Genomic DNA, 14215 nt, shown 5'->3' with positions numbered 1-14215 from the left:
AAAATATCAGAAAGAGACATGCCATTATCATGCTGAAATAGGCTTGATAATGCCCTCCTTTAAAGCTCTTGATAGAGAGAGTTTTGGTCGCTTCATAAAAAATGATCTATAGGGAAATAAAAAAGTAAAATTTATAATAAATTATTTGTATTATTTCTGTTAATAAAGCTAAAATAGAATTATACATTCTTATAATATAAGAAAATACTTGTTAAAGTAAGTAATATTCATTTTTATAAATTACAAAGTGTTCTTTTCCCTATGCAACATAAATATAGTTTACCATTCCTGATACTTATTGTATGTTTATCAACGGGTGGTCTGATTTCTACAGATATTTTTCTTCCAGCACTTGGGGAGATGCGCCAATATTACCAAGTAACGGAATCTCGAATTCAGAATGCTGTAGCGGTTTTTCTGTTTGCATTGGCTCTTGGGCAGCTCATTTATGGACCCTTGAGTGATAATTTTGGGCGTAAAAAGACACTCCTCTTTGGTTTATTTTTGTGGTTATTGACCACGATAAGTGTGATTTATACGGTGAATATTCATGCTTTTCTTGCATTACGTTTCTTACAAGGTTTTGGTGCTTGTGCGGGGATTGTTTTAAGCCGTGCTATTATCAATGATTTGTTGGATAAAAAAGCAGCAGGAAAACTTTATTTGATTGTTTTTCCCTTTATTGGCATGTCGCCGGCGCTTGCACCTTTGGTTGGGGGGCTGTTGTTACAAGCTTTTAATTGGAAAGCTACTTTTATCTTTTTAAGCCTTTTTATATTCTTAACCATTTTGCTCTGTTGTTTTGTGTTAACCGAAACATTACCCCCTCAAAAACGACACCATTTTTCTCTCATGAGATTTCTGAAGGGATGTTTTGGCGTGCTGAGAAACAAACAATTTATTTTTTATGCACTTATTCCATGTTTTTCTTATGCGGCATATTTTGCTTATATTGTGGAGTCGCCTTTTTTACTTACAAGTTTGGGTTTGCCAGCAATCTATATTGGTTATAGCTATATTGGTGTTTCTTTACCCTATATTTTGGGAAATCTTACAGCACGGTGGCTTTTTAAGCGAGAAATTATGGAAAAAACTGTAGGACGCGGATATATTATTTTTGTAATAGGTGGGGGACTCTTTGCTCTGCAAATGTATGTAAGTCCATGGCCTCTGGTGACGAGTTTTATCGCTATTGCTGTTCTTACTTTTGGTAATGGTTTTTTATTGCCGTTAGGGACAGCATTGGCTATTTCTTCACATCCGCAAGCTGCTGGAGCAGCTTCTGGTATGATGGGAGCTTTACAATTAGGCTGTGCGGCGTTGAGTGCTGCGGTTATTGGAAAAATATCTGGGCACAATCCACAGACTATGGCAGCTTTATTGGCTCTTTGTTGTCTGCTGGGCTTTATCATTTATATCTGTAAAGCACGGGATTTTATGCATTTGGAGTCGGATTGAGTGAATAAAAATAAACAGTGTATCGTGCCTCAATATTTTATTGTTTTGCGGATTGAGTAGAAGTGAGTATACCGTGGAACTTTCATGAAACTGCTTGCCTTGAGCATCGTTAAAATTTGTTATAGCTTGGTTTAAAGTGGCTGTTACAAGCACTTATTATGGGGGGGGGACTTATGCGGGGTAGTGTTTCAATAGGTTTGTATTTTAACAGTTATTATCAGTGGCAAAGTTCCCGCTATATTTTATTTTTTAAAACAAAGGGCTATTGAGTATAGATAATGAGCCTTCGTGTTGTCATCCTTTCTCCTATGATGCCTATTTGGGATCATGGTGTTTTTTGTTCTCCTTTTACAAAGCTCTGTTTGGCAAAAGGATGCAAAATTACTCTATTTGATACACTTTCTCTTTTTCCTTGTAATTCTGCTTTTTTCAATAACTCTGCCATAGAAATTTTACCTTTTATTACGGAGAAACTTGAGAAATATTTTAAAGAGCCTTCAGTGCTTGTAGGATTTTCTATGGCTGGAACGTTAGCGCAAATATTATCGGTGCGACTTGCAAATGTACAAGCAGTGCTTGCCGTAAATGCACCAGGCTATCCAGATAAGTCTTTGCAACGACGTCTTGGATATATTCTTCATTTTTTGAAAAATAAAGATTTGTCAAGTGCGTTGGAAACACTTAACGCTTTTATGCATCCTCGTGGCGTTATGAAAAAAAGGGCCTTGTTAGAGTTTTCTCATGCGCAAAAAAGCATGGCAATTGAACGTATGACAAGAGGGTTTCAGTTGTTGTTGGCAATGGATGCTCGAGATGAGATTAGCAAATACACTGGAAAGTTTTTAGCTTTACTTGGTGAAAAATCACAACTTGCAACTATAGACAATCAAACGAAAAGTCAGTGTATCAATCATGAATATAAAATCATCTCTGGTGCAGGGATGCGTTTGTGGGATGATAATTCTGTTATGACGAATGCAGTTATTGATGAATGGATAAGTGGGTTATGAAAAAAAAAGTTCTTGTATTACCTGGTGATGGAGTGGGAACAGAAGTTTGTGATGCGCTGTGCTGACGGTCTTAGAGCAATTCAAATTGCCGATTGAATTCACTTATGGTGATATTGGTTGGGAATGTTGGAAACAAGAAGGAGCTTCTGTCCCTAAAGCGACTTGGAAAAAAATTCTGAAAGTGATGCCATTTTACTCGGTGCTGTAACCAGTAAAGGCAAAGAAGCGGCTTTAGAAGAACTTGCACTACATTTGAGAGAGCGTAACCTTTGTATGTTTCTCCTGTTATTCAGCTTCGCCAAAAGTTAGGTTTGTTTGCGAATATACGCCCTATCAGATACATCTTCGGTCCGAGAAAGCCTTTTCATTTTTGCGTTATCAGAGAATAGTGAAGGTCTGTATGCAGACTTGGATTTTCGAGGTATAACCTCTGAGACAGCATCATGGTTAGACATCCAAATTTAGAAAAATATGGGCTTGAGGAGGCGGCGTGGAAAGTACGTTTGCAAACTCGCTTTGGGTTAGAGCGGTTGTTTGAATATGTTTTTTCTTATGCACAAAAATGTGGTTTGAGGCGGGTGACTTTCGCGGATAAGCCAAATGTTATGCGGGAAAGTGGTCAATTTGCTCAAGAAATTTTTGAGCAAGTTACTCAAAATTATTCTGAAATAGATGCAGATATTCATAATGTTGATGCGGTTGCTTTGTGGATTGCAACCAAGCCAGAACAGTTTGGTGTGATTGTTGCTGAAAACATGTTTGGTGATATTCTCTCTGATCTTTTTGCTGGTGTGATGGGAGGATTGGGACTTTGCACCTAGTGCAAATGTGGGAAGCGGTATTGCTTATTTTGAGTCTATTCATGGTAGTACACCGTGCATTGCTGGACAAAATAAAGCAAATCCTTCTGCCATGCTTTACACCACTGCTTTACTGTTAGATCATTTAGGCTTTCAGGATGCAGCTCGGCAATTGTCTGAGAGTGTTGATCAGGTTATTTGTGCTGGAAAAACGATTACCTATGATTTAGGGGGATTAGCTTCTACAAGTCAATTGGTGCAAGCTGTTGTTAATGCTCTTGTCAATCCTGCCTCCATTTGTTGGGCAGCAATTATTACGGTTGGTGATGAGCTCCTTTCAGGACAATATTTTAATACAAATTTGCAAGATTTGAGTCAAAATTTGGAAAAGAGAAATATCCAAGTCACACGTCATATTGTTTGTGCTGATCAATTGCAGCAAATATGTGAAACTGTAATTGCTTGTTTGGGACAAGAAGATCTCATTATTATCAGTGGAGGATTAGGACCAACATCTGATGATAAAACACGTGATACGGTTGCTAAAGCGGTAGGTAAGCCTTTGGTTTATTATGAAGATGTTTGGCAAACAATAAAAGCTCAATTGGAACGGCTTGGAATTGCATCGGATAGTAAGAATGCACATCAAGCGTTATTTCCGAAAACAGTAAAAGTGCTTTATAATCCTACTGGTACAGCGCTTGGTTTTTACTTCTCCTGTGGTGAGAGTACCTTTGTGGTTTTGCCTGGTCCGTCTATGCAAGCTCTTGCACTTTTAGAAAATTATTTAGAACATGGTGATAAGAAATATTCTTCTGTATCACGTGCTCGCTATGCATGGACTTTGATTGGAATTGATGAAAGTACCATTGTGCATTGGGGGTGGATTGCCATCTTGAAAATGAGCCATATGAACGGCATTTTTTATGGAAAAGCTCTTATGTGCTTGTGCAACTGGTTGGTCAGTCAGCAGCGCTTTTGGCAGAGCGTTTAATCAGAAAATTTGAAGATCATTTTCGTCCCTATTTAGTTGGTGTAGAAATTACCACTGCTCGTCAACAATTAGCGATGCACGCAGAAGTTCATTGGTTTGCCAGTGATCCGCTCTTTTGAAATATTTTCAGGAGGCAGAAAAAAGAGAAAAAATATACTACAGCTTGAGGTTGAGGTGCATTTATCTCCTTCTTTGCAGATATTAGAAAACCAAAAGAAAGTCTTGGACATGCGACAATGACTGTGAGGATAAAAGACTATGGTGATGAGTGTGTTTCTTTTCCTTACGCGACCACTTTTAGGGGTGGTCTTACAAAAATATGCAGCTTGGTTGGTGTTAAAAAGCTATCTGCAAATGAAGAAAAGAAAATGAGCTTTTGAGTTGAAAGATATTTTCAAAATTATCATGATGATTTGGGAGAGAAGTGGTTGTGGGGTTGATATTTCAGGTCATTTCATTGTAAGAAGTTTTCTTTACTCTTGGTTGGTGGCTAAATTGTTCTCCAATCATTGGAAGATATTCCAAACAATCTTATAGAAAAATGCTGGTATTGTTCTGTAGATTTTTGGGGGATATTGGTACGATGCCCTCCTGCATGAGCGGAATAAATATTTATACAATTTGTATATAAATCATATTTTTTTAAAAATCGTGTCTGCAAAGAGTTAATCAAGGATATACGTCGTTAATTTAATCGTCAATAAATTGACACAAAAATTTCATAAAGAGTTTCTCTTGTTTTTACACTGCTCGGTAATGGTGAAGTACTTCCTGTCCGATAATATCTTTGTGTATCTTGCTCAAGTGCATAAGCGAAAGGATTGTTTTTGGTACGAGGTATAAGGGAGTCTTTGGTGAATATTTTTACTGTGTTTGTTTGCTTTATGGGTTAAGCATTTTCAGAGTTTTTGAGAAAAGTTGTTTTAGGTAGAGTATATCATAAGGATTTTCAAAAGTTACCATAGCGGTGATTTTTTGTATTTCTGTTGTGACGTTTGAAAGGGGGAGTGAGACCAAAAGGAAAAATTTCTATGTATAAGATTGATTACAACAGTCATCGTTCTATTAAGAGCTTTAATCGTCGCGTTCGTTTTCTTGTCATGCATTATACTTCACTTGACTTTAAAGATTCAGTTGCAGCTCTTACAGGAGAAAAAGTGAGTGCTCACTATCTTGTTCCTGATCCAACAGAGCATAGTTATATTGAGGCAGGGTTTAAAGATATGCGTATCTTTAATCTTGTTGATGAAAATGAACGTGCATGGCATGCAGGTGTGAGTTCATGGGCTGGATGCAGTAACGTAAATGATACATCCATTGGAATTGAAATAGTTAATTTAGCGAATGGACATTCTGATGTTTCAGAGCAGACTTATGTTGAAGCGACTTTAAAAGATGTGTGTGTTTTAAATCCGGTTCATAAAGATGAAAGTGAATTGCGGGCTGACGTTGGCTTATGGACTGAAGGCAGTGATGTGAGTGGTACAGCTTTGCAGTTTGAAAAAGTGAATTTCGTTACTTATAATAATCATGATTTTACTTTCCCTCCTTACAATCCAGTGCAAATTGATGCCGTTAAGGAACTCGCGCTCAATATTCTTCAAAGATACCCAGATATCATGTCTACCGGAGTTGTTGGACATAGTGATATTGCTATCGGAAGAAAGAGTGATCCAGGTGCTGCTTTCCCTTGGAAAGACCTTTATTTGGCAGGCATAGGGGCTTGGTATGATGAGGAACAAAAAGATTATTATCAAAAGCTTTTTTGTGAGAGTTTGCCATCCAAAGTAGATGTCTTGGCTAGGCTGAAATGTTATGGATATGATGTATCAGGTGCATGTAGCGAAATTGGATATAAGGATTTGATCCGAGCATTTCAACTTCATTTTCGCCAAGAAAATTATGATGGGATTTTGGATCTTGAAACTACAGCAATTATCTATGCATTGGTAGATAAGTATTTCTCATCGGATGAATTGAAGGCAGTTTAATTTTAAATATATCATGACAATAGTGCGTGCTTTTTATTAAGTTTATTTTGCCTCTTCGAAGATAGTTATCTTGATATATATGCAGCAAATCATTCAAGCTTAGATTTTTTCATTTGGTGAATGAAGCTGGTTTTAGTGTAAGCTGTATACTGTTATATTCTTGTTCAGCTACCGCTAATTCTGTAGGTGAGGTGCTTATTATCTTGAGGTATGCTCTACTTTTTTTATGTGTAAAGTAGACACATATGAAAGATCTCAATGTATTTGTTAAGCATATTGAGAAAAACTCTATGAATAGTTTTGTAAAATCTTATCATGCGGTTGTGGTTTTTTTGCTTTTTTTAAGTCAGTGAAATATTGAACGGATTTTGATAAGTGCTTCCTTTATGGCACATTATTTATTGCTTTTTCCGAATATCAAATTGGTAGAGCCCATAAGATGGCTATTGTCATATTTATCATAAAAATAAATATTTATATTTTATACAAAATAATATACTAGTCGGTTTTTGCATTATTGGGGGGGGAAGTGACAAGTGTATTAGCATTTGGATTTTTATTTCATGGTATAAGGATTTTAACAGGTGCCGTTATTGTTTTCTATATGCTGGAAAAAGGCTTAACGCTTATCGATATAGGTATCATTAAGTCATTTCAAGCGTTTGTTATGATGGTTACAGATATTCCTCTTGGATATTTTGCTGATAGAAAAAGTTATAAAATATCTATTATTTTGGCGGCAGCTTTTTCAGCTACGTGGCTGTTTCTCATGGGCGTTTCTACAAGCTTTTACGGTTTTTTGTTGGCAGAACTTTTTAATGCATTGTCACTTACATTGATTGCTGGTGCCTATAACGCTTTACTTGTTCAATATGCAAAAACAAAACTTACATCTACTAAAAAAGTGCTTGGTTCTAGCTCTCAATATAATTACATTAGCACGTTTGTATTTAGTTTGATAGGGGCATATTTTGCTGATTATTCTAGCCAATATATATAGTATATCTCTGCATTTTTAATGATGATGACAACACTCTTTGGCTTGTTTTTTTAGATGACTTAAAAGGAGAAAAAGAAGCAAAAAAGCCCCTTCTTTTATTTCTGACGTAAAAGAGATATTTTCTATTTTTATTAAAGTTCCTTATATCTCTCTTTGTTTTTATCTTTCAGTTATTTTTTTCAATATATTTTCACAGTATTGGCAGTGGATCTTCAAAGACTATAGTATCAATGTAACATATTTTCAACTTGGGGTGATCTTTTCTCTTATATTGCTTTCGCAGCTATTGGATAGCTTTTTGTTTACAAAATTACATGAGGGGATGAATTTTATTTTACTGCTGTTTCTTTCAGCTTCTATGATTTTCACCGTTGTTTTCTTTGAGCCAAGAAAAGAAATTGCTGTTATTTTAGTCTGTATGATTTTTTATCTTATTAAATATACTTATCTTCGTGTGGAAGTTGTTCTGCATGAGTGTATAAGTGATAAGCTCAGAGTCACATACGAATCTTTCTTGTAAACTGTTGCAAGATTTAGCCTATTGGTGTTTTTTTACATCAGTGCGTATATGGTCAATCTGTTTGGCTTTGTGTCATTAGTTTACATTTTGGCTCTCTATTTATTGATTTATTTATCTTCAGTGTTTTTTTTAGAAGAAACTCTTAAAAAATCTGGATGAGAATATTTACTTATCATTCTTATCAGTGTTTCATATGATTTCATCATAAGATGCATAAAGTTTGGTGGAATATACGGGATTAAATTTTTCCGATATACTTATGAAAAAACACTAAAGTGGTTAAAAACTTATCGAACAATCCCAGCTTTGTGACGAGAGGTGAGGGATAGGGATCTTTTTTCCGAAAGACAAGAGATCATTTGAATTCATATGCAAAAATTATGGAGGTGCTGATCAGCACTCTTATGATTTATTTGTTTGGAATACTTTTATAACGGTAAGTAGTTTTGCAGCAATATCATAAGAAAGTGTCATAATTATTACAGATAGCTAAAAAATAAAAGCTGACAACATAAGTTGCCAGCTTTTAAAAGCAGTGTTTAAGAAAATTAGAATGAACGCTGTAAGCGGATCATACCCTGAAAAGCATTTTTCTTATTGAGAGCATGGGTATAGGTTGTCGTATTGTCTACGCTTTTAAAAGTGCGATCATCATTCCAAGAAACGTAAGTGAGCTCAGGTGTAATCACAAAACCTGGAACCAATGTATAAGCAATATTCACAGAGGTTGCAAAGGTTTTTCCCGCACTATAAGAAACTTGAGCGTTTAAATTTGCTTTTGGAGTCAGTTTATAAGTTGCACCAGCCCAAGCAGCCCATTTTCCTTCCCAGTTTGCGTAGATCGTTGTGTTTTGTCTCGATAGCGCATTATTTTCATCTGCTGAGTAGTAATCAACGCTGTTTTTATAGCCAGCCATTACCCATAGATTGAAACGATCATTGACATTGAAATCTGCACGGACCTTACCAGCCCATTTTTTGTAGTAAGAATCATAAGCTGCAACTGCGGAAAAACCTCCCCATTTTTGCATAAATTTGATTCCCAAAACCAGATTAGGAGTGTAGTTCTTTATACTTTTGCTTGGTGGAAGATTAGCATCGGGAACGGGAGCAATTTTGTCATCTTTATTGATGTAGTAGTATGGACTATTTGGTTTGAATGAAGCATTGCCTACTTCAGCTCCAATAATGGCAGAAAAGCCACTGTCTCCACTAAAAGTGTAAGAAATAAAATTGGTCCGTGTTGTGCCCGCTGGCGCTATAGTGTCATCATTGAGAACATTACCATAGCCACCGGTCCAGGTATTGAAAATGGTGTCATCAAGACCTACGCGGAAACCACCAAGTTCAATGTAAGCAGCTGCGAGCGTTGCACCATTTTTGTTTGCACCATTATCCCAACTTGAGAAGATTCGTGCATATGAGCGAAGGGTTCCCATTTCCGTTTCAGAAGCAGCTTGAAAAACAAGAGTTAATCGCGATGATGCGCTGTAGGTTTTGTTTTTCTGTGCTAATTCTGCATTTGTTGTTGCATCAATGTTATCACCACCTAGAAAATCAGCGCGGACATTTCCTGACAAACGCATACAGGTTTCTGTTCCAGGAATGTAGAAATATCCTTTACCATATGCATCGCAAACGCGAACATATTCTACAGGCTCTGGTTCTGCAATAACTGTTGAAGCTGCATGTGCTCCAGAAACTGCTAAAAAAGCTGCTGTAGAGCTTAAAAAGAGGGACTTAATATTCATAATGAATCTCCAATGAAAGGTCGTTTTATCCTCGTTAGGGAATATTATTTTCTTCACTCATAAAAGGTAGAGAAAAATACGCTATACTTATAGTTCTTAGCTATACTGATCTTTTTTCAATATACAAATATGAAATTAACTTTTTGTAAGATATTGATGTACTATTCATGGCAATGTGGTAAAAAAAGCACATATGCCTTTTGTTTACTTTTTATTTTCTATAATTAATAAAAGAAAAACTTTCGATATTTTTAAAAAAAATCGAAAATGTCTTGAACTTTCTGTTGATACCATTTATGCACCTTCTTGGAGAGGTGGCCGAGTGGTCGAAGGCGCTCCCCTGCTAAGGGAGTAGGGCTCAAAAGGCTCTCGAGAGTTCGAATCTCTTCCTCTCCGCCATTTTCAATAAAATCAATGGCTTATATAAAAAAGGGGAGGGGATTTTTTTGCTCTTTTATTCCTTTAACTTATTTTTCTATCTATCCCGAATCTTCTTAATCTTTTTGATGTGCCGGTAATTTAAGAAGTGCCGGCTCTATTTAAGAGTCATCATTAGAAGTGATAATTGTATGGTTTTCTTTTAAAAGAGATCTGCCAGAGAGTGTCTTTCATCTCATAATAACCAAACCACACATGAAAAAAGTGATTGTTGGCAAGATAAGATAATAAGATGGTGAGATTTTTGTAGGCAGAAAATAAATGATGCTCAATACTGTGATTGAAAATATTCGTCCACAAAAAGATACAGCGCCAATAACACCGGAAATATGCTGAGTTTGATTTTGATCGAGCTCTGAGAAAAACAAACTCTTTGCACAGATTGGTACGGTACAAATAAATCCGTGGATTAATGAAAATGTGATGATTGCTATAGCGGTTTGATTGCTATGAACTGAAAAATAAAGCGCTACGCACATCAGGGCAGAGAAGAACGAAAAATACTTTACAGAATTTCTATATTTATTCTCTAGGACATGATATTGAGACATCAGTAAATTTGAAAAATATTGTGTTGAAAAAGCCCCTATATGGCAGCACATAAGTGTGAGCATCTGCGTATTGTTGAGATGATCGATTTTGCTTGTTGAGAGTATTATGGGTTGCCAGAAATGATAAATAATCTGAATCCCAGCACTAAAAAGGCACATGAGAAAAATAAACCATGCTCCTCCCACGGTATTTTGAAAGATCCACAACGTTTCTTTAGCATTTTCGAGAATCGTTGTTGTTTTGTGTTTTTCAATCACAGTCTTTTTTTCTTCAGGAACAATCAAGAATATTAAAAAAATGACACTCATCATCAGACATGAGATGATATATCTCATGAAATATTGCCCAGAGTAATATATTGTGCCAATTCCTATGATGCCGCTGATAATGCTCCTGAAAGAATTTACTTGGTGAGTGAGATGAGCATACTGCGAAAAGTGATCTCGTTTATTGCTCAGTGAGTGATAAATCCATCCGTCAATGGCACTTGCAATGAGACAAATTCCCCCAGCATACAGGATTGTGCAATGATAAAGAATCGCCATATTGGGAGCTTGAAGGCATAGAAGATAAAATGCGCCCGTCATAATAACCCCTGTCATCACCGAATATTTACGTCGATATTTGTCTGAAAAAACAGCACAGCGAAAATCAAGAAGCAGAATGGTTAGGGAAAAGCCACTTGAAGCATAGCCAATTACGCCAGATTAACCCCCATAGACATTAAAAAAAATCGCATGGTAAACACCAATGAGCATCCGTACTGCATTATAGGCCATAGGTGAGAGCAAGGGTACGTGGTCTGTTCATTGTGGTGATCCTTAGACCTTATAGTGAGGATTCTTTTTTAGAGAACGTGTTTCTGTGAAAAGTTGGCTGCTTCATATCCTCACACAATGATCAGTGGAAGACAGTTTGCCATAACTAACTCCAAATCTTAACAGCATCATTGGCGCATATTCTCTCAAATTTCGCTGTTGTTGATAAAAAAATATTTTGAACTGATAGTAAATCACATTATTACTATGGGTAAGCAAATGGATGCATTTTTCCCAAAAATATTGCTGTTTCACGAGTCTCTCCATTGTGCAAATCAATTTTACCTAGAATGATATCAAGGAAAGGGATACTTTTTAACATTTTAAAGCTATATAGCCTATGTTTTTCCTTAGTTTTTATGTTTTGACTATTTCTCATTGAGACATGAAAAAAGTAATTTTAAAATATAGATATTAAATATTATATTTATTACTTACTTAACAATGATAATATTTTTAAATTTATTTAAATAAAATTTAATTTATACATGTAAAAACATTTGTAATGTTACCTTTTATATTTATTTTATAATGGAATTATTTTTGCAATCGAGCGTAAGCATATTTTGTTGCATTTTAAAAATCAGAAAATAGAGAGAAAAGAAATTGTGGTCATGAGGAGGCATTGCCTTGGTTGGTAAATTGCGTATGTTTTAGTGCATCTTTTGCAAATTACGGTGTGAAGATGATATCATGCTTCATGAAGTTGAAGAGAATTCGTTGTCTTTGATGTTCGTTATTGATTTTTCATATCTAAATAGTGGCTCGCCAAGAGCGAGAGCACAGCAAAAAAGCACTTCGAAAATAAATCATGATTTGCAATAATTGAGAGCATATTGCAAAATCCTATTCCCTTACGTTTATTCGGGCTTCCCCTACCTCTTAAAACATAGATAAAATCAGTAAGTTAAATAAGAAATAAAAGCATATGGTGCCCAAAAGAGGACTCGAACCTCCACGCCTTGCGGCACAGGTACCTGAAACCTGCGCGTCTACCAATTCCGCCATCTGGGCTTAAAATTCATCTAAGCTTGCGAAGCTGCTCTGTCAATAAAATTATCCTTAGTGCTGCAAACATTGTCTTTTACGGGGAGTGGATGCTACCTCTATGTATAGCAATGCATATCATAAATGTTAATGTTGTTGATACCTGATTTTCCTTTGTATCGATCAAGTATGAAATAACAAATGAAATATTGAGAGCAAAATTGTTCATTTCTGAGCAGGCAGCATTTGGATTATACTCTTTGGTTGAATCGGAAGACGACGCTTTCAAGAATTTAAGGTGTGATGACAGTCTTTGAGGAAATTGTTGAATCGGAATTCAATGTATAAATTATAGGAATCGCTGTTGCTAATTCTTGGGAAACAATTTCCTCACTGTTAAGTCCTTCAAGTGCCATCATAAGAGCACGAAGAGAGTTGCCGTGTGCTGCTACTAAAACAGTTTGAGAACGCAAAATATGGGGTTGGATATGGTAAAGATAATAGGGCAAAACGCGTGCACAAGTATCGCGTAAGCTTTCTCCATTCGGAGGGGCAATCGTATAGGAGCGACGCCACATTTGCACTTGTTCTTCTCCCCATTGTTGGCGTACTTCATCTTTATTTAGACCAGACAGATCACCATAATTACGTTCATTTAATGCAGGGTTTTTTATCAATTCTAAATCTGCTTGTTCCATTTGTTCCAAGATGTGCCGCGCTGTTTTTTGTGCTCGTTGTAGGGCAGATGTATAAGCGACATCAAATTTTAAACCAGTCTCTTTCAGTTTTTTTCCTGCCGCAATTGCTTCTGTGAAGCCTTTTTCTGTCAAATCTGGGTCTTTCCAGCCGGTAAAAAGGTTTTTGAGATTCCATTCACTTTGTCCATGACGGATCAATACAAGTGTGCGTCCCATTATACGTTTCCTGCGTTACATTGATTGTTTAAAATCATCATTCAATCCTAAAACATCTAGCATTGAATAAAGACCATTTTCCTGATTTTTTGCCCATAAAGCTGCTTTTAATGCTCCATTGGCAAAAATAGAGCGTTCTTGTGCTGCATGTGAGAGAATAATGCGCTCATTTTGTCCAGCAAAAATAACACTATGCTCGCCAACAACTGTTCCACCCCGTGAATAGGCAAAGCCAATGGTTCCTTTTTTGCGTTTGCCTGTATGGCCGTTGCGCTCATTAATACTCGTATTTTTAAGTATAATGTTGCGACCTTCGGCTGCGGCTTGTCCGAGAAGAAGAGCTGTTCCAGAAGGGGCGTCAACTTTGTTGGCGTGATGCATTTCATAAATTTCAATATCAAAATCATCCGATTCTAATGCTTTGGCTGCTTTTTTGACAAGGTTTGCTAACAGATTGACTCCAAGGCTCATATTTCCAGATTTGACAATAGTTGTATCTTTGGCAAAATTTGCAATTTGCGCTTCTTCTGTTTTGTTAAACCCTGTTGTACCAATAATATGTACAAGACCTTTTTGAGCAGCATAACTGGCATAAAGAAGACTGGCCTGTGGGTGAGAAAAATCTAAAATACCTTCTGTGTTTAAAAAGGCACTTTCAGGATCATCAGTGATGTGAATACCCAAAACATCTGAACCAATCAATATACTGGCATCTTTATAGACAAAAGGGGATCCTTTACGAACAAGTACAGCACAAAGTTCTACATCTTTTCTTTGCTGGATCGTTGCAATGAGTTCGCGTCCCATTCTTCCATTGGCACCAACAACTGTAAGGCGCATATTTCTCTCCTTATAATACTTTACCTTTTATAGGCAAATTCTTGATCTCTTTCCAACGGTTCTTTTCCTTTAGCTCTGTGAAAAGATTGTTTGTTGATAAAGCGTATAGGATTTAGGTATAAAGCTACATCTTTTTTAATAT

The 14215-nt window shown here is 36.3% G+C and carries 6 protein-coding genes, 2 tRNA genes and 3 pseudogenes; 6 read left to right on the top strand and 5 right to left on the bottom strand.

All coding sequences use genetic code 11. The features are described 5' to 3' along the window. The first annotated feature begins 261 nt into the window (after nucleotides 1-261). The 5 genes and pseudogenes from ABD909_RS04190 (at nucleotide 262) to ABD909_RS08590 (ending at nucleotide 7932) form a co-directional block, all read left to right on the top strand. On the top strand, nucleotides 262-1458 hold the full coding sequence (locus tag ABD909_RS04190) for a multidrug effflux MFS transporter (RefSeq protein ID WP_345096714.1): 1197 nt from the start codon (nucleotides 262-264) through the stop codon (nucleotides 1456-1458). A 278-nt stretch (nucleotides 1459-1736) separates the two neighbouring features. Further along, nucleotides 1737-2468 carry an alpha/beta hydrolase gene (locus ABD909_RS04185; protein ID WP_345096713.1) on the top strand — a complete coding sequence of 244 codons (732 nt, stop codon included), beginning with the start codon at nucleotides 1737-1739 and terminating at the stop codon, nucleotides 2466-2468. Continuing rightward, a pseudogene (locus ABD909_RS08595) lies at nucleotides 2465-4634 on the top strand (isocitrate/isopropylmalate family dehydrogenase). Before ABD909_RS04185 ends, ABD909_RS08595 begins: the two are co-directional and overlap by 4 nt. A gap of 659 nt (nucleotides 4635-5293) precedes the next feature. Beyond that, entirely contained in the window at nucleotides 5294-6253 is a 960-nt protein-coding gene (locus ABD909_RS04160) for an N-acetylmuramoyl-L-alanine amidase (protein ID WP_345096708.1), read from the top strand. 529 nt (nucleotides 6254-6782) lie between these two features. Then, nucleotides 6783-7932 (top strand): annotated as a pseudogene (locus ABD909_RS08590) (MFS transporter). Between the two features lie 389 nt (nucleotides 7933-8321). On the opposite strand, the gene ABD909_RS04150 reads toward ABD909_RS08590, so the two are convergent. Then, on the bottom strand, nucleotides 8322-9524 hold the full coding sequence (locus ABD909_RS04150) for a porin (protein ID WP_345096704.1): 1203 nt from the start codon (nucleotides 9522-9524) through the stop codon (nucleotides 8322-8324). A gap of 308 nt (nucleotides 9525-9832) precedes the next feature. Here ABD909_RS04150 and ABD909_RS04145 point away from each other — a divergent pair. Beyond that, nucleotides 9833-9923, top strand: a tRNA-Ser gene (locus tag ABD909_RS04145). A gap of 209 nt (nucleotides 9924-10132) precedes the next feature. Here the strand turns inward: ABD909_RS04145 and ABD909_RS04140 are convergent. The 4 genes and pseudogenes from ABD909_RS04140 to dapB all read right to left on the bottom strand — a co-directional run bounded on the left by ABD909_RS04140 (nucleotide 10133) and on the right by dapB (nucleotide 14073). Next, nucleotides 10133-11324: pseudogene (locus ABD909_RS04140) on the bottom strand (MFS transporter). Between the two features lie 937 nt (nucleotides 11325-12261). Then, a tRNA-Leu gene (locus tag ABD909_RS04135) sits at nucleotides 12262-12346 on the bottom strand. 266 nt (nucleotides 12347-12612) lie between these two features. Then, the gene (locus ABD909_RS04130; RefSeq protein WP_345096702.1) at nucleotides 12613-13233 is read right to left on the bottom strand and encodes a 2,3-bisphosphoglycerate-dependent phosphoglycerate mutase; all 621 of its coding nucleotides are present in this window, start codon (nucleotides 13231-13233) and stop codon (nucleotides 12613-12615) included. Between the two features lie 15 nt (nucleotides 13234-13248). Beyond that, nucleotides 13249-14073: a 4-hydroxy-tetrahydrodipicolinate reductase gene (dapB, locus tag ABD909_RS04125; RefSeq protein ID WP_345096701.1), complete on the bottom strand. Its 825-nt coding sequence runs from the start codon at nucleotides 14071-14073 to the stop codon at nucleotides 13249-13251. Nucleotides 14074-14215: the final 142 nt, after the last annotated feature.

It is taken from the genome of Bartonella acomydis (genome assembly GCF_039543025.1).
In the GTDB taxonomy this organism is placed as follows: domain Bacteria; phylum Pseudomonadota; class Alphaproteobacteria; order Rhizobiales; family Rhizobiaceae; genus Bartonella; species Bartonella acomydis.
This window is presented reverse-complemented; position numbering and strand designations above follow the sequence as displayed.